Below are 16,108 nucleotides of genomic sequence, written 5' to 3'. Positions count from 1 at the left end.
TATAATTATGAGTTAGCTCTAGGGGATTAAATTGAAAACTTTCTATTATAGCATAGATTTTTTTTGCAAGAGGTCTAATATGTTAATCAATTAAACGGGAGTTGATACCTAATATGAAAGTCATTAAAAACACCGAACATCTTCTAAAGCTTAATAATTTAGGAGAAATGATTTATGGTGCGATATTTTTTACAGTATTGGCAAGTTAATTTTTAGGAATATCTTTCATGAAACTTATAAAACAAACACCCAATCAACTAACAATTCAAACTTGTACATTCTGGGATGGTTTGTTATTGATTTCTCCTTTCATAGTAATTGGCTTATTGCTGATTATTTTTGCGTCAAATTGGATAGGTGGAGGTATATTTTTGTTGTTTTCGCTGTGTTTGTTGGACGGCGCAATAGATGAAATCTATGTTTTTGATAAAAGTTGTGGCAAAATGACTGTTAAACGACGGGGTTTGTGGCTGAATCGTGTTACACAACGCTCAACTCGCAATATTTGTGCGGTGGAATTAGACGCAATAGCAGATAGCGAGGGGAATCTCAGCTACTATGTTGATTTGTTGATGTTGGGGGGCGATCGCGTTTGTTTGGGAAGTAATGCGATCGCCAAAGAACAGCAAAAAATTGTTGACTTGATTTGCGAGTATCTGAATTTAGCATCGCGCCAGTCAGCTAACGGGATTAAAAATGAGAGAATTGTGTTATTTTGACGCGCACAGTCTCATATTTCTTTGCTAAAGCTGTTGATGGTAGCTAAAGCTCTAATTGCTCAATTGTTTCAACGTTTTGATGCGTTTATTTAAGATTGTTCGCCACGCCGCAGCCGATCTCCAACCAAGGCGCAAGTAAACTCGCGACATTAATTGTAGGCGAGAAATATTTAAGCTAATCTATGAGTAATACAAAATCCGACTTAAATACCCCCTTGATTCTTTAGTGCTTCTGGCCTAGAACGAAAGGAAAGTTTGGGATGCGTTTCAACCGCCCGGTAAGAGCGAGGGGTTTTTCACGCGGATTGGGTATAATCGCAGTTACGCATCAATTTTTGGGCTAGTCTGCGAGTATAGCCCGAATATCTAGGTTAAAAAATTAAGTCGATCGCACTTTAATAGCGTAACTTATGGGTAGAATAACAAATACTTTCGCTCCCTCGAACCTCAAATAATATATAACTTAACAATTCGCTATAGCTCGATCGGGAAGTGGATTTGTAGCATCGTTTTAGGAATAAAAGGGTGAATTAAATGAAAATAATCAAGCACACAGCAAGTGAACTAATCATTCAGACTCAAAACATATTTGATTTTTGGTTCTACAGTTGTTTATTCATGACCTGCGGGCTGATATCTCTGGCTTTTCACTATCATGCAGCTACCCTGATCTGCCAGCGATTGCAGCAAAAACAAGGAAGTTGTCAGATTGTGCGATCGAATTTACTGGGCTCGAACATCCAAGAAATTCAGCTTGATTCTTTGCGGGGGGCGAAAGTTCAAAGCTGCGGGTATAAAAGCAGAGTCGTGCTTTTGACGAGTGTTGGCGATGTTCCTTTTACTCCTAACTCGACTAACTGGGGGAATAAAGAGGCTGCTGCTTCTGATATCAATTTTTTTGTTAAAAATGCAAAACGTCGGTTGCTGCGCTTAAGTCAAGACGATCGCTGGCTGGGATGGACAGGAGGTATATTTTTGCTCGCGGGAGTCGCAGCCCTCCTGTTGGGAAATAATGAAACCTACAGCTTCGATGGAACTTTAAACACTTTGACTGTCAAACAGCGGGGTTTGTTGGTACGTAAAGTCATTCAACACTCTCTGTGCGAGATTTATGGGGTGGAAGTCGATCGCACCAAAGATCGGGAGCATGACATTTGGTACGAAGTCAGATTGTTAGTTTCTGGCGGTTCTCGCATATCTCTGCCCCACACTATGAACCCCTATGAGCAAGCAAAAATCGCCAAAGCGATTAACAACTATCTGCACGCGCGATCGCACTATTGAACTTTGGTAGTTTGTAGGGTGTGCACTGCGCACCGGTTGACTTTCACGCCGATCGCACCGACATAGGTTAACCCGCCGGTGCGATGGGCGCACTCTACAAGACTAGCCGGTGCGCATTGCGCACCCTACAGAAGAATGTGCGCACATATAATGTTATTTTTCCGGTTCTTTTAACTTCCAACCAGGTTTGACAACTTGCCGCGATCGGGCAACTACTAAACAGTCATTCGGCACATCTTCTGTAACTACAGAACCCGCCGCTACGGTAACATCTTCTGCCAAAGTTATTGGTGCCACCAGCACGCTATTGGCACCGATTTTAGTCCGATCGCCTATTTGAGTTTTGTGCTTATTTTTGCCGTCGTAATTGGCGGTAATTGTCCCAGCACCGATGTTGACTTTTTCTCCCAAATTCGCGTCGCCCAAATAAGACAAGTGAGCAACATTAGTGCGATCGCCAATTTGAGTATTTTTCAATTCTACAAAATTGCCGACGCGACAGTTCGCCCCTATTTGCGCGTGTCCCCGCAGGTGTGCGTAAGGCCCAATTCGCGAATTTTCCGCCACAATACTGTCAAAAATTACCGAATAAAGCACAGTCACATTTTCCCCTATTTGACTGTTTTCGATCAAACTACCGGGGCCGATGCGACTCCCAGAGGCGATCGAAGTTTTACCCCGCAGATGCGTTTGCGGTTCAATTACCACCTCCGGCTGCAACTCTACGGTATCGTCGATCGTGATGCTGTTGGCATCGATCAGCGTCACGCCGGCTTTCATCCACTTATCCTTTACCCGCGTTTGCAAAATATCGGAAGCTGTGGCTAAATGTTTGCGATCGTTAATTCCCAAGATTTCTTGATAATCTTCAACATCCACCGCCATCACCGGAGAGAGAATACTTACCGTATCTGTTAGGTAATATTCTTTTTGGTCATTGTCTGCTTTCAAATCTGGCAAAATCTTCTCTAAATGCGGCCAGTGAAAACAGTAAACACCTGCATTAATTCGCTGGTTTTGCTTTTGCTCTTTCGTGCAGTCGCGGTCTTCGATAATTTGCTGAACTAAGTTTTGACTGTCGGTAAATACTCGCCCGTATCCTTGAGGATTTGGCAAATTAGCTGTCAATATAGTAGCAGAGTTTTTGTGCTGTGTGTGAATTGCCATCAATTGTTTGATAGTTTCTGCCCTCAGCAAAGGTACATCGCCATTTAAGACCAGCAAATCTCCTTGAAATCCCTTTAAGTGAGGCAGCAATTGCTGGATGGCGTGACCGGTTCCCAATTGTTCGGTTTGTTCGACAAATTCTAGGGGAGGAGATTCAGGATTTTCTGGTATTTCTTGACCTCCTATCAGTGATTGTTGAACGAGTTCTCCTCGATAACCGACGATAACAAGTCGCCGGGAAATTTGAATTTCTTGACAACTTTCGAGGACTCGCTCAACTAGGGTTCGCCCGCCCAATTCGTGTAGAACTTTGGGCAAGTCAGATTTCATGCGCGTGCCGCGTCCAGCAGCTAAGATTGCTATTGCTATCATTGTGCGATCGAGCTATTTGCTATAAAAACTAGAATATTGACAAACTGATGATATCACTCGCTGTCCGTCGATGGTAGTGCGATCGCACAATTTTTTAATCTCCAATCTCGAATTCGGGTGTGCGGCGTCTTTTTGCAGCCGGATGTCCGTTTGAGACGCTACGCTTGCGGTTTGACTTGATGTCGCTGGGGTAGATAGAGCTCCGGGCGAGGTATCAAATTTCTGAGGACTGAAGTCCTTACTAAGAGCCTAACTCAGGTTCGTAGTAAGCACTGAAGTCCTTCCCCAAGGGATACGAGGGGGATCGAGAGTGATAATTTGGATCTGTCAGCTTGGATTTACCGAGATAGATTATACTATTCGTTGAATTTCAGTTATGGTGTTTTCAGCTAAAAAAACTATTAGTTGCTTCTTCCTCCTCCTTCCTCCTTCCTCCTTCCTTCTTTTTAGCCGCTCGCGTAGCCTTTCATACCTTCTTCCTTCTTCCTTCTTCCTTCTTCCTTCTTCCTTCTTCCTTCTTCCTTCTTCCTTCTTCCTTCTTCCTTCTTCCTTCTTCCTTTCTGCATTATCAGATGTCCAGCTATGACAGAGATCAATTTTCAGGAACTTGCCAAGCAGGGAAATCCACAGGCGATCGCATCTTGGCTCAATAGCAAGTTACAATCTGAAGGGATCGCAGCCTCTGCGAATCTCGACGGTGACTGTTTGGATGTAATTCTGGAGGCCGAGCAAGTACCGATAGAAGATACATTAGTTGATTTTGTCCGCAGCCAACTGACGAATTTGCAGCCAGATTCGATTCACAAAGTGAAGGTTGAAGGGCGAGAAAGCGGTGAGATTGCGGCTGCTTGGAGTCAGGAGTTTAGTTTGGAGAGCAGCATTTTGGAACCACAAAGCTTTGCGGGAGAATCAGTGCAAAATACTGGGGTTGCTAATATGGACGATCGCACAGAAACGGAAAGCACAAATATGGATGAGGATAAATCGCCGGAATTTGCTGCATTTGAGCACCGGTTGCGATCGACTTTCATTGTCGTCGGGCTGGTAACGGGTATGTTGGCGATCGCCGTGGTGGCGTTTGTTGGTAAAATTTTAAACGAGCCACCAGCATCTGCGGGGAAAAATCCAGATGAAACTGCCAATGTAGTAGCAACTGCACCGGATACCTTTCGAGAGGCTGTTAACAGCGCCGTTAAAGCAGCAGAGTTAGGGCGATCGGCAAAAACGAAGGAAGATTGGGCGATCGTTGTCGATCGCTGGCAAGAAGCGGTATCGTTGATGAGAAGAGTACCCGTGTCCAGCGTCAACAATCAACTAGCTCAGACAAAAGTAATCGAGTATCAAAAATATCTGCTTTATGCTCAAGAATCAGCAGTAAATCCACCTCCCCTAGAGCCAACTCCCGCAACAGCCACAAAAGCAAAACCGGAAAAAGCAACTCCGAAAAAAGCTAATTCCGAAAAAGAAACTTCGGAGAAAGCAACTCCGAAAAAAGCTACTTCCGAAAAAGCCGAACCAGAAAAAGCAACTCCTAAGAAATCCACTTCCGAAAAAGTAGAACCAGAGAAAGCAACTCCTAAGAAATCCACTTCCGAAAAAGCCGAACCAGAGAAGCGGTAAGGTACACATGGCGCAGTATGAATTAGCAAGTCCAAGACTGTAGATAAAACACAAATTTGCATAGTTATGAATGAGAATAATTTAATCGTTTCGCCTGAATGGTTGGCCACCAATGAAAATCCGCAAGTTGTAATTATTGACTGTCGGTTTGCCCTCGCTGACGCAGAATTGGGACAAAAACAATATCAAGAAAGTCACATTCCCGGAGCTTTCTATTTAGATTTAAACCGGGATCTAGCGAGTGCAGTTGGCACACACGGCGGCAGACATCCGCTGCCAAATATTACAGAATTAGCTGATAAATTGAGCGCGACCGGGATTAATTCATCAGAAACTTTGGTCGTAGTTTATGACGATTCGCGGCTGGCTTTTGCGTCTCGTTTGTGGTGGCTGTTGCGATATATGGGACACAGCAAAGTTGCTTTGTTAGACGGCGGTTTCAGTGCTTGGAAGGCGGCGGGATATCCGGTAACAGATGTTTTGCCCGATCGCCGCGACGGTAAATTCGTGGTGGAATTGCAGCCGGATCTGGCGGTTGATATTGAGCAGGTAAAACAGCGGAAAAACTTGCCGGACAGGGTTTTGGTTGATTCGCGAGAAGGTGAGAGATACGAGGGCTTGCGGGAGCCGATCGACCCCATTGCAGGTCACATTCCGGGTGCTGTTAACTATCCTTGGCAAGGGGTGACGGATGAAACTGGAAAAGTGCGATCGATCTCCGAACAAAAACAGCGGTGGACGGAATTAGAAAAAGCCGAGGAAATCATCGTTTACTGCGGTTCCGGGGTGACAGCTTGCGTAAATTTATTGTCCTTAGAAATCGCGGGAATTCCCGATGCTAAACTCTATGTCGGTAGCTGGAGTGACTGGTGTTCCTATCAAATAAACATCGGCGGTTGAAATCGCATTTATACAACATTTTCTTCAACCCACGGAGGTGGGTTTTGTCTGTATAGACGCGGTTTCAACCGCCCGGTTTATTCAACCCACGGAGGTGGGTTTTGTCTGTATAGACGCGGTTTCAACCGCCCGGTTTCTGTATAGACTCGGTTTCAACCGTCTTCTAAAAATCGAAATAAATATAAGGCAAACCGCCATCGGGGGCCAACACCCAAACTGCATACAAACAAAGCGGCACTAACACCAATTTCAACGGCCAATTTAACTCCAACTTCAAACCCCGACTCAGCGCATAATTCCCCAGCATTGCGGCAGCCACAGCCGCCAACATCCAAGTTAAATGCACTCTTTCCAAACCCAAAGCTTCCACATAAACTTTATTTGCAAACTGCACATCAGCAGTGTGTCCCCACAAATGCGAAATCGCCCATCCCGAATCCTTCAAATCGGGAAGCCGGAAAAATATCCAACTACCAAAAACCATCGCCTGAGTTAACAGCCAACCGATCGCAATCCCGATCGGATTTTCCCACAAAAACTCCATCCGCAACCGCTTAAAAGTCACATCCGTCACCCGGTGTACCGCCAAAGCCAAACCGTGAAAACCCCCCCACACAATAAATCCCCAAGCCGCCCCGTGCCAAATTCCCGCAATTAACATTACGATCGACAAATTGAGACAAGTGCGCCACAAACCGACACGCGAACCCCCCAAAGGAAAATACAAATAATTACGCAACCAATCCCCCAAAGTCATGTGCCAGCGCCGCCAAAAATCACCGATGCTGGTACTAAAATAAGGGAAATCAAAATTTGGTGGCAAATACCAACCCAACAGCAAAGCAGTACCGCGCGCCATGTCAACATAGCCACTAAAATCGAGATAAAGTTGCAGCCCGTAAGCAAAAATCGCCAGCCACAAATCCTCGCTACCCGCCCGCTGCAAGTTGGTAAAGCTTAAATCGACGTAAATTCCCAAGTTGTCGGCGAAAAGACCTTTTTTGACTGCACCAAATGCGATCGTCCAAAGTGCCTCAGAAATGCGATCGGGCGTGGGAAACTTCTGTGATTTAAGTTGATTGATCAAATTATGATAGCGAGTAATCGGCCCCGAAATCAGTTTCGGAAAAAACAACTTGTAAGCAGCAAAGTGCAGCAGCGAAGTAGCAGCCGGCGCGCCTCGGTACACGTCAATCAAATAAGCAATGCACTCAAAGCAAAAGAAACTCAATCCTAGGGGTGCCATGACGTGAGTTTTCACCCAGTTAGCGCTGTCTAAGGCGAAGGGCCAATTTAACAAAGTGCCGATCGAACTCAAGAAAAAAGGCACATACTTAAAACCCAAAAGCAGCAACACATTCAGCCCAATTCCGATCCAAAGCAGCAACAAACGGCGGCGATTCCAAGATTCATTCGCAATCCGCCAATCCAGAGGTTCCCCAATCGCCATCGCCAAGTAGTAATTAAACAAAACACCGACTAATAGCAGAGGAATGTACCAGATTTGCAGCGAAGCATAAAAAATCAGACTACCAGCCAGCATGATAAACAGTCGCCACCATCGTAGGGGAACCAACCAGTAAGCCGCGAACAAAACTAACAGAAACAGGACATATTGAAGGGAGATGAAAGTCATTTTTCACAAATAAACAAGATCGGATATTCGATCGGGACAGGGCGCAGTACCCATTGGTGTCAACAATCGCTTAAAACCATCTGTATCTCTCGTTTTTAGCCCAGCCTCGATCCCCCCTAAATCCCCCTTAAAAAGGGGGACTTTGAAAGTGCTTCCAGTTCCCCCCTTCTTAAGGGGGGCTAGGGGGGATCGAGATTTTGCTAACAACGAGATTTGTCATGGATTTTAGCCGATCGCAAACACGAACAAAAGCACAGCCTCAGTCCCTACGGTATAGTCGGCAACTGAGAACTGCTACATTTTACAGCACAAAGTTAAATGCTGTTGCAAATTAAATAAACTTCGTTTATGTAGACGCGGTTTCAACCGCCATCTTATCTATCTTGAAATTATCTGCGTTAATCTCCGTTTATCTACCTTACATCTGCGGTTGACCGATCGATCCTGTGATTTATGCAATAAGTCTAAAGACTAGCCGATCGCCAACCTTCAGCATCGTTGGCGGCCTCGATCGCAGTACAATGAATTTCTGCCAGCAACTTTTTCAGCATATACCGAAAAACTATTTTCATCGTCCACACTCAAAACTTTTGCTGCTGAATCCGGCGCTGGCAATGGCCCGGAGCCCCGCAAGCTACGAGAATTTGCGATCGCCAGCGATATTGCTTCTTTCTTAGCAGCAGACATTTCCAAAAAATTTTCTGGATCTCCAGCATACACGATCGGCAGTTTGACAAAAAAAGTCGAACCCACTCCGGGTGAACTTTTGATTTCAATACTTCCCCCCAGAAATTCCGCCAATTTTTTGCACAGAGACAATCCCAATCCGGTGCCTTTGACGCGCTTCTGCAAGGGATTTTCGAGTTGGACAAATTCTTCAAAAATTCGCGTTTGGTCGGCTGGAGAAATGCCAATGCCCATATCTGCGACTGAAAAAGTAACTGTTCCCTCCTCTCCTATTTCCGCAGCAACTCGGACTTCGCCTGCTTCGGTAAATTTGAGGGCATTAGAAATCAGATTTCGCAAAATTTGAGAAACTTTGCCCTCGTCGGTAGTGAGGATTGGAAGTTCGAGAGGATCTTCAAAAATTATAGAAACGGCAGAGTTTGGGGGAAGCAGGGGGCGCATCATTCCTCGCAGGGCGCTGAACAAATCTTCGACTTCAAAATCAGCCACGCGAACAGTTAGTTTTCCGGCTTCCACTTTGGCTAAATCTAACGAGTCGTTGACAAGTTCTGCGAGAGACTCGGCGGATTTGTAAATGCAATTTACTTGCTTGTCCTGTTCGGCTGAAAGTTCTCCGTCGAGGCGATTTAACAATATTTCAGAAAGGCTCATAATTGCCGTTAGTGGAGTGCGAAACTCATGGCTCATATTGGAGAGAAAGCTGGTTTTGAGTTCGCTGGCGCGCCGGAGAGATTCGGCTTTATCATTCAATTCGGCGTAAAGTACCACGACTCCGCGATTGGTATCTTCTAGTTGTTGATTTAATTGTACGAGTTCTTCTTGACGCTGGCGGAGTTCGTCTAAAGTGCGTAGTAATTCTTGATTTTGCTGCTGAATTTCGGCGTAGGGATCTTCGGGAATTTGGCGCGCTAGTTTGTCAACTAATTTATTTAGTTCGATCGCACTCAGCGCAGGCATATTTTTGGAAAACTGTTTAATTAATTGTACAGCCGTTCCGCGATCGGGCGCAGAGTCGATTTTCACTTCGTCCATCAACCGTTTCGCTGCTGCTAAACCGAGTCCCGCGCCGGTTTGCGATCGAAAATTGGGGCCCAACACAGTCGCTAAATCAGCAATTCCCGGCCCCGTGTCAGAAATCCGAGTCCGAAAAAATTGGGGCGATTCCCCTTCCACAATGAATTCTACTTTGCCACCGCCTGCATATTTGAAAGCATTGCGGGCAATTTCGGAAACTGCTGTGGCGATGCGGGTTTGTACTTGGGAATCGAATCCCAGCCCTTTAGCAATTTGGCGAGCTCTTTGGCGTACTTGTACGATGTCTTGTTCAAAGCGGACTTCTGTCGTCAGGATTGGGTAACTCACGCTGCTTCTCTCACCTTGGCTACTATAACTGTCATGTCATCGCGAGTGCGTTTGAAGTCCCGGTAGAGCACGGCTGCGATTAAAGCAGGATGTCGGGAGGCTAAACCCGGATAGCGGTTTAAATTCCACTGCGTCGCCAAACCGTCGGAGTGCATGATGAGTAGGGACTGCTGCGACCAAGGATAGACAAATTCTGCTACTTTTCGCATCATATGTCCAACTGTGCCATTGTAGGAAACCATGCTACGGGTTTGGTTATCTGTGACCACTACACCGGTGATGTTGCCAATTCCGGCAAAACAAACAGTTTGTTGGGTAGGATCTATTTGGGCGATCGCCGCAGCCGCTCCTCTGGTATTTTTTAAAGCAGCGTGCGCCTTCTCTAAAATTGCTTTCGGCCCGAGTTTGGCGTTTTCCTCAAATACCCGCACTGCTTCGCCAGACGCTTCCTGGGCCAAATCCCCGTAGCCGAGCCCGTCTGCAACTAAGATCAGGTTTTTGTCAAGGTGATTTTCTGCCGCCCACGAATCCCCGCAAATTTGCTCTCCTGCTTTCGGTAAGTGGATAACCCCTAATTCTAAATAATTGCTGTTTTGAAAGGCTTCCCGGCTATTTTGGGTAGGTTCCACCCGCGCTAATAAGGCTGTCCCCAGTTTTGGTACAGAATGAATATCAAAAAAAGTAGAGAGGCGTTTAATTGCCCCCAGTCCAGTTCCAGGGCTTCCCGCTGTAGAAAAACCGTCCCGCATACACAGCGCGACATTTGCCATTCCTTGGCCCCGGTCTAGCGCTACTATTTCAATGCTATATCCTGCCGCTGTTTTTAATGTTCGCAGCAAAAGTTCTCCTTCGCGACCGTGTTTGACCAGGTTTTTTGCTGCTTCGGTGGTAACAATTGCCACTTTACCGCGATCGGTCTCATTAAATCCGACTTCGGTCGCTAGGGCAACTGCGATTCGGCGCGCTTCTCCCACTTGACTTTCTTCTGTTACGGGCAGGGCTACGGCATCTATCATTATTTTATAGTTCTAATCTTAAGCTGGCGCGCATTTAAAAAGTCATTAGTCATCAGTCATCAGTCATTGGGCATTGGGCATTGGGCATTGGGCATTGGGCATTGGGCATTGGTCTGATTGCATAAATCTGTGATTAATTGCGAAACCGCAGATGCAACGCAAATGCAACACAGATAATTTTAAGATAATTTGCGACTTTGGCAAGAGGTATATTAGTTACAAAAAAGCAGTCAAGCGTGAATATTTCCCCCCTCTCCCCATCTCCCAATTTCCCAATCTCCCCTTCTCCCCATCTTCCTCACCGCCAGCGGACGATCGCAATTTTAGTCCCCTTACCCACTTTGGAAACAATCTCAAATTCGTGCATCAACCGCTTGGAACCACTCAGCCCCAAACCCAAACCGTGATTAGAAGTATAACCGTCAGTCATTGCCAATTCGATGTCTGGAATTCCCGGGCCATTGTCTTCAAATATCAGCCGCAGCCCTTTGCGGCTGCCTAATTGGAGCGTTTCGAGAGTTACAGTTCCCCCTTTACCGTAGTCTACAGTATTGCGGGCGAGTTCGCTAGCTGCGGTAACGATTTTCGTTTGGTCTAATAAACCGAATCCCATTGCTATAGCCCAAGCTCGCACTTGCTGTCGGACGTGGACTATATCGGATGACGATCGGATTTCTAGTGTCTCACGTTTTGACATGGCTACTGTACCAAAATAGAACTTCTCCCCAAAATATAGGACTTACACTCGTCAACTTAGTTTCTCCTAATAGGACTTACGCACTTACTACGATTTTTTCTCAATAGAGAACATAGTGAAGCAATTTCAAACCCTTGATTTAACCCTCTTGAGTGCGCAAGCCCTGTCCTAAGAAATCTTCAGTTTGTCAACAAGGTACCTACAAACAAACTCGGTTTTTTTACTGTCTGTGCATCAGTCAGGGGACAATTAATCGACTGTTTACGATCGCTAGTCAGGAGAGAAACCCAAGGATTTTCTCAACAAAATCATGCCTTTTTCAACGCTTAAAGCTGTGCGAACTCCTGTCAGGGAAAGCCCCAATTCAACGAGCGTAATAGCAACCGCTGGCTGCATCCCGACCACAACTGTTTCCGCATCTAAAATTCGCGACATACTAGCGATATTGTTGATAATGCGACCGATAAAAGAATCAACTATTTCAAGGGAAGAGATTTCAATTAACACACCTTTAACACCTGTTTTGACGATGCGGTTCGTCAGGTCATCTTGCAAGGTCATTGCTAAGCGATCGTGCATATCCACTTGAATTGTTACTAGCAAAAATTCTCCCATTTGAAGTATCGGTATTCGTTCCACAAATTCACCTACTTGCTAACATTTACTTGAGTTGTCATGTCAGAGTGCAATATTTTTATGTTTCCTCTTTAATATTTTTTATAGTTAAACCTTGGCGCTGCAACGCGACTTTAAAAGCATCTGCTAAAGTAGCTTTTGTGAGAATATCCTGCAAGTCAACTCCCAAGTGAACTATGGTTTGAGCTATTTGCGGGCGAATGCCACTGATGATGCACTCAGTACCCATTAAACGGGCGGCGGCGACAGTTTTTAATAAATGTTGAGCAACTAAAGTGTCAACAGTCGGCACGCCTGTAATGTCTAAAATCGCAAATTCTGAGCCGGTTTCCATGATTTCCTGCAACAGAGTTTCCATGACTATTTGAGTGCGGGCACTGTCGAGAGTCCCGATCATGGGTAAAGCGAGAATGCCTTGCCAAAGTTTGACTACGGGTGTTGACAATTCGAGCATTTCTTGCTGCTGGCGTTCGATGACTTCTTCGCGAGCTTTGAGAAAAATTTCTGTCACCCAAAGGCCGAGCTGGTCTAATAAACTGGTGGAAAGCCACAGTTGTTCGACAAGTGCGTCGCGGTTTTGTGTCAGTTCGCGACAAAGCCGATCGAACAAAGGCTTTTTGAAGCATAAAATGAAACTCGCTATCTCTGAGGGAGTAAAGCCTCTCTGAACGCGCGATCGCGAAACTTCTGCTAGCAGCAGCCGCATATTTTCCCATTCGGGTGTCTGGATGTCGCTAAAGTTACCGTGCCCCACTGCAATGTGGAGCAATTGCAGGAACTCTTGACACTCAGACCGCAATTCTTTGGCTCTCATCAAGTCGTCCCGCCGCAGCCCGGTATTTTGCAGTTCTTTGAGCCAGTCTGCTAGTAGCTCTGCTTTGTGTCTTTCTAAGATTTCCGCAATCGTGTTATTGCTTGTGAGTTCCATTGAAATTATCTCCTGTTTCGCAATTGGGATGAAGTTGTACGAGCGATCGCACCAAGCGTATTTTTTGATGAGCCAAATTCTGAGTTTAGCTCACTGTTTGCTGTTTGTGATCGAGGGTTAAGTACCTAACTGCAAAATGCGTTTGACGAGCGCGCTGGTAGAACTGGGAACTTCTATTTCGATCAAGGAAATCTTGCCGCCTCCGGCGATAACCGCCGGTGCTTCCGGCAAAGTTTCGAGTTGATAGTCGCCTCCTTTAACATAAATATCTGGCTTCAGGATACTTATCAGTTTAGTTGCTGTAATCTCGGAAAAAATTACTACCGCGTCTACTGGTTTGAGGGCAGCTAACACTTCGGCTCGCTGATTTTCCGGTACGATCGGGCGGGGTGGCAATCCCGGCTGTTGCGGTTTGATAGCTTGCACGCTAGCGTCGCTATTCAAACCCACCACGAGCGATCGCCCCAAAGCTTTTGCAGCCTGCAAATAGCGAACATGGCCCGCGTGCAGGATATCGAAGCAGCCATTAGTAAACACGATCGGACGCCAATTGTCCGGATCGGATGCGATCGATCTTTCAAGTTCTCCCAACGTGTAAACACCCCAAATCATTGCAGTCATGACTAAAAAAATTGCACGGCGATGAATCATCCTAGCAAAAAATGTAAAATCTTGCACCTTTGCCATTGCACAATCGAACGCTCAAGCTGTTAATAATTAATAGTTGGCAATTAGTAATTGGTAATTAGTAATTGTTCACTTTTAAGGAGGAAGCAACAAACAAGAATGCCCTTCGGCTGCGCTTTCCGGCAAACAGAAAGAAAAAGGGAGAAATAGCTACTCCTGTATCTGTCCTCCCACCAAAAAACCGATACTTGCTTTCCCACAGTCGCCATCCGGCCAAAATTTGAGACCAAGAGTTCAAACTCCCAGATTCATCTATGGAGTAATAACATTTGCGATTTGCGATTTGCGGTTGGCGACGAGGAATAACTTATTCGCTATGGGTTCGAGCATGAGCCGACAGTTGCATTGTTTTTGGCAATAGGTATACATCTTAAAGCGAAAATGGAAAATCTCAAATCGACTGACTGCCGTGTTGTGCAGTTGGTAATTGGAGGTTCAAAAGATTGGGAAACAATTATTTCTTTCAGCTCTCTGTGAGATCAATTACTATAAGACAGGGGATTTTATGCCACGCCATCTGGCAGGCGGGAGATATATAGCCTTTCGAGCTCTCATATGAGGTACTATCCGGCATAGGGCATAGGGCATGAGGCTCTCCTCACTTTTTTGAGAACCGCTATAGGGGGTGAAACCCACCTAAACCTTACCCTCCTATGTCTATTATTTCTCGCACTGCCAGGGAAGGGAAAGCTAGTTAAAAGCTGTAGCCACAAGCGTGCAGAACCATCTGTGCGCTGCCCCCTCACGGGGGCCCGTGGGTGAGTGCTATCTTGACAAATCTTCACAGCCGCCGCCTCTAGGGCGCAGCCTCCTGTGTCAAAGTCTGCATACATCGTGCAGCAACTCCGATCGACTGGTGTGGCAATCGCAGCCTGTGAAAACTGGGAGGAAAGTTGAGGCGATTACCCGATCGAGCTATTTTGGTGGAAAATAACGTAAAGTACCAACCTGCGCCAGCCTCTGGTTGGGGCTTCCAAAATCATCAAATGGGGGACGGTTTGATTCGTCTTTCGTCTGCGGAGTTTCCCATCTCAACAGCCATTTTCAAATTCAGCACTGCTGTTTCCACAGATTCGGGACTTAACCTCTGGGATGCTGTGGCGCCGGCCACGCGATGGCTGCCCCCAAGCGAAGCAATCAGTGAGGAAGAGCAATTGAGCGCTCTCACCAGTTATAGCGGTTCTCAGATAAATGAGGTATGCAGAAACCCTGTATTGTCAAGCTTTCCAGGTCAAAATTCATACCTCACCTTTTTGAGAAAGGCTATAACTCATTAAACAAAATGTCGTTCAATCTAACGCTGTAGAATTATCTCACAGGAATTATGAAAGCAACTAACAGCCGTCAATTTTCTTCAGTAGCTGCTCGCACTCTCAAAGTAGTCGGGATTATCTTGATTCTCTCTGCCTTGCTTGACTGCATTGTTCTGTCGCTGCCGGGAGAAATCTCCGATATGAGCAATCGAGGCTGGCAGCTTGCCGCAGCAACTCAGATAGTTGATAGGGGTATTATTCCTTTGATGGGTATCGCCCTGCTAATGACGGGCTTTTGGGTGGACAGCAGCAGCGGAGTCTCTATTGAGCGGCGTAATGTTTGGGTTGACTTGCGATTCTGGGCCCTGTTGATTTCCAGCTTTTTAGGGCTAATTTACCTATTGCTGGTTCCCGTTCATCTTAACAATACTCGTTTGGAACTCAAGGATAATCTGGCTCAAGTCGAGAAAGAAGCCGGACAAGCCGAAACTCAACTAGAAGGGCAAATTAAAAGTGAGCAGTTTAAAGCTCAGGTAGAACAGCTCAAAAGCCAGCGCCGCAGCCAGATAGGCGCCCTGCTGCAAGATAACGGGAAGCTGCAAGAAGCACTCAAGAGTCCAGATGTTCCCAAGGAATTGAAAGCTGTGCTTCAGGAGTCGAAAAATGACCCGAAAGCCCTCGACAAGTTCCTAGAACAGCAAGCCCAAGAACTGCCAAATCAAGCTCGCAACGAGATTCGCACCCGCAAGCAACAAAAAGAGAAAGAATTGAGAACTCGATCGAGAAATTCGAGTTTGCAGACAGGAATCAACAGTTTGCTGTTGGCCATCGGCTACATTACTGTTGGTTGGACTGGACTCCGAAGTATGGGAATTCTGCGGTTCGGCCACCGCAAAAATTGACCTGCGCCAGCCCCTAGAACCCGTAAGTCAAGATATCTTGCGAGAAATACTTAATCTGCTGAACATAGCAACCGCGCCTGGCAGTTACGACCTTATTAATGACTGAAGCCATTGATTTTCTTGCATTTTCACATCGACTTCTTCCCGGTTTCTGCCCAACGCAGGGCGTTAATCCCCTCGCGTAGTCGAAGAGCCTTCTTCCTTCTTCCTGATGACTAATGACTGATGACTGGAGACAATGA

16 protein-coding genes are annotated in these 16,108 nt (G+C 45.9%); 5 read left to right on the top strand and 11 right to left on the bottom strand.

Translation table 11 applies throughout. The annotated features are described in order from the left end of the window. Nucleotides 1–227: 227 nt before the first annotated feature. Nucleotides 228–719 (top strand): hypothetical protein, encoded by a 492-nt coding sequence (locus QUB66_RS25010; RefSeq protein WP_332970762.1) that lies wholly within the window; start codon nucleotides 228–230, stop codon nucleotides 717–719. A gap of 534 nt (nucleotides 720–1,253) precedes the next feature. Then, nucleotides 1,254–2,003, top strand: coding sequence for a hypothetical protein (locus QUB66_RS25005; RefSeq protein ID WP_265237552.1), 750 nt, complete (start codon nucleotides 1,254–1,256; stop codon nucleotides 2,001–2,003). 153 nt (nucleotides 2,004–2,156) lie between these two features. Here QUB66_RS25005 and glmU read toward each other — a convergent pair whose 3' ends face one another. The 4 genes from glmU to QUB66_RS29800 form a co-directional block, all read right to left on the bottom strand. Beyond that, nucleotides 2,157–3,542, bottom strand: a complete 1,386-nt coding sequence (gene glmU / locus QUB66_RS25000) for a bifunctional UDP-N-acetylglucosamine diphosphorylase/glucosamine-1-phosphate N-acetyltransferase GlmU (RefSeq protein WP_332970763.1) — start codon at nucleotides 3,540–3,542, stop codon at nucleotides 2,157–2,159. Between the two features lie 446 nt (nucleotides 3,543–3,988). Beyond that, a complete protein-coding gene (locus tag QUB66_RS24995) occupies nucleotides 3,989–4,138 on the bottom strand; it encodes a hypothetical protein (RefSeq protein WP_332971287.1) in 150 nt (49 codons plus the stop codon). A 258-nt stretch (nucleotides 4,139–4,396) separates the two neighbouring features. Beyond that, entirely contained in the window at nucleotides 4,397–4,852 is a 456-nt protein-coding gene (locus QUB66_RS29805) for a hypothetical protein (protein WP_442923329.1), read from the bottom strand. 51 nt (nucleotides 4,853–4,903) lie between these two features. Further along, nucleotides 4,904–5,224, bottom strand: coding sequence for a pentapeptide repeat-containing protein (locus QUB66_RS29800; RefSeq protein ID WP_375339818.1), 321 nt, complete (start codon nucleotides 5,222–5,224; stop codon nucleotides 4,904–4,906). 4 nt (nucleotides 5,225–5,228) lie between these two features. Here QUB66_RS29800 and QUB66_RS24985 point away from each other — a divergent pair, with 4 nt between their 5' ends. Then, nucleotides 5,229–6,062, top strand: a complete 834-nt coding sequence (locus QUB66_RS24985) for a sulfurtransferase (RefSeq protein ID WP_265237558.1) — start codon at nucleotides 5,229–5,231, stop codon at nucleotides 6,060–6,062. 163 nt (nucleotides 6,063–6,225) lie between these two features. Here the strand turns inward: QUB66_RS24985 and QUB66_RS24980 are convergent, their stop codons facing one another. The 7 genes from QUB66_RS24980 to rfaE2 form a co-directional block, all read right to left on the bottom strand. Then, nucleotides 6,226–7,698 carry an MBOAT family O-acyltransferase gene (locus QUB66_RS24980; protein ID WP_332970213.1) on the bottom strand — a complete coding sequence of 491 codons (1,473 nt, stop codon included), beginning with the start codon at nucleotides 7,696–7,698 and terminating at the stop codon, nucleotides 6,226–6,228. A gap of 489 nt (nucleotides 7,699–8,187) precedes the next feature. After that, nucleotides 8,188–9,747, bottom strand: coding sequence for an ATP-binding protein (locus QUB66_RS24975; protein ID WP_332970215.1), 1,560 nt, complete (start codon nucleotides 9,745–9,747; stop codon nucleotides 8,188–8,190). Continuing rightward, complete coding sequence (locus tag QUB66_RS24970) at nucleotides 9,744–10,763, bottom strand: ATP-binding SpoIIE family protein phosphatase (protein ID WP_265237564.1); 1,020 nt, start codon at nucleotides 10,761–10,763, stop codon at nucleotides 9,744–9,746. Before QUB66_RS24970 ends, QUB66_RS24975 begins: the two co-directional genes overlap by 4 nt. A 298-nt stretch (nucleotides 10,764–11,061) precedes the next feature. Continuing rightward, a complete protein-coding gene (locus QUB66_RS24965; protein ID WP_265237565.1) occupies nucleotides 11,062–11,460 on the bottom strand; it encodes an anti-sigma regulatory factor in 399 nt (132 codons plus the stop codon). 270 nt (nucleotides 11,461–11,730) lie between these two features. Continuing rightward, nucleotides 11,731–12,099, bottom strand: a complete 369-nt coding sequence (locus QUB66_RS24960) for an STAS domain-containing protein (RefSeq protein ID WP_265237567.1) — start codon at nucleotides 12,097–12,099, stop codon at nucleotides 11,731–11,733. A gap of 55 nt (nucleotides 12,100–12,154) precedes the next feature. Further along, nucleotides 12,155–13,024, bottom strand: coding sequence for an STAS domain-containing protein (locus tag QUB66_RS24955; protein ID WP_265237569.1), 870 nt, complete (start codon nucleotides 13,022–13,024; stop codon nucleotides 12,155–12,157). A 117-nt stretch (nucleotides 13,025–13,141) separates the two neighbouring features. Further along, entirely contained in the window at nucleotides 13,142–13,636 is a 495-nt protein-coding gene (gene rfaE2, locus QUB66_RS24950) for a D-glycero-beta-D-manno-heptose 1-phosphate adenylyltransferase (RefSeq protein WP_332970231.1), read from the bottom strand. Between the two features lie 968 nt (nucleotides 13,637–14,604). On the opposite strand from rfaE2, the gene QUB66_RS24945 reads away from it, so the two are divergent. Both QUB66_RS24945 and hpsJ-B read left to right on the top strand, forming a co-directional pair. Next, nucleotides 14,605–14,988: a hypothetical protein gene (locus tag QUB66_RS24945; RefSeq protein ID WP_265237571.1), complete on the top strand. Its 384-nt coding sequence runs from the start codon at nucleotides 14,605–14,607 to the stop codon at nucleotides 14,986–14,988. A gap of 47 nt (nucleotides 14,989–15,035) precedes the next feature. Beyond that, complete coding sequence (hpsJ-B, locus tag QUB66_RS24940) at nucleotides 15,036–15,866, top strand: hormogonium polysaccharide biosynthesis protein HpsJ (protein ID WP_265237572.1); 831 nt, start codon at nucleotides 15,036–15,038, stop codon at nucleotides 15,864–15,866. Nucleotides 15,867–16,108: the final 242 nt, after the last annotated feature.

The organism is Microcoleus sp. A2-C3 (genome assembly GCF_036706065.1).
Taxonomy (GTDB): Bacteria; Cyanobacteriota; Cyanobacteriia; order Cyanobacteriales; family Microcoleaceae; genus Microcoleus.
This window is presented reverse-complemented; position numbering and strand designations above follow the sequence as displayed.

Coding starts and splice junctions, on each gene's coding strand:
- QUB66_RS25010 (WP_332970762.1), top strand. CDS start 228: ATGAAACTTATAAAACAAACACCCAATCAACTAACAATTCAAACTTGT.
- QUB66_RS29800 (WP_375339818.1), bottom strand. CDS start 5,224: ATGCAAATTTGTGTTTTATCTACAGTCTTGGACTTGCTAATTCATACT.
- QUB66_RS24965 (WP_265237565.1), bottom strand. CDS start 11,460: ATGTCAAAACGTGAGACACTAGAAATCCGATCGTCATCCGATATAGTC.
- QUB66_RS24955 (WP_265237569.1), bottom strand. CDS start 13,024: ATGGAACTCACAAGCAATAACACGATTGCGGAAATCTTAGAAAGACAC.
- QUB66_RS24985 (WP_265237558.1), top strand. CDS start 5,229: ATGAATGAGAATAATTTAATCGTTTCGCCTGAATGGTTGGCCACCAAT.
- hpsJ-B (WP_265237572.1), top strand. CDS start 15,036: ATGAAAGCAACTAACAGCCGTCAATTTTCTTCAGTAGCTGCTCGCACT.
- QUB66_RS24980 (WP_332970213.1), bottom strand. CDS start 7,698: ATGACTTTCATCTCCCTTCAATATGTCCTGTTTCTGTTAGTTTTGTTC.
- QUB66_RS24970 (WP_265237564.1), bottom strand. CDS start 10,763: ATGATAGATGCCGTAGCCCTGCCCGTAACAGAAGAAAGTCAAGTGGGA.
- rfaE2 (WP_332970231.1), bottom strand. CDS start 13,636: ATGATTTGGGGTGTTTACACGTTGGGAGAACTTGAAAGATCGATCGCA.
- glmU (WP_332970763.1), bottom strand. CDS start 3,542: ATGATAGCAATAGCAATCTTAGCTGCTGGACGCGGCACGCGCATGAAA.
- QUB66_RS25005 (WP_265237552.1), top strand. CDS start 1,254: ATGAAAATAATCAAGCACACAGCAAGTGAACTAATCATTCAGACTCAA.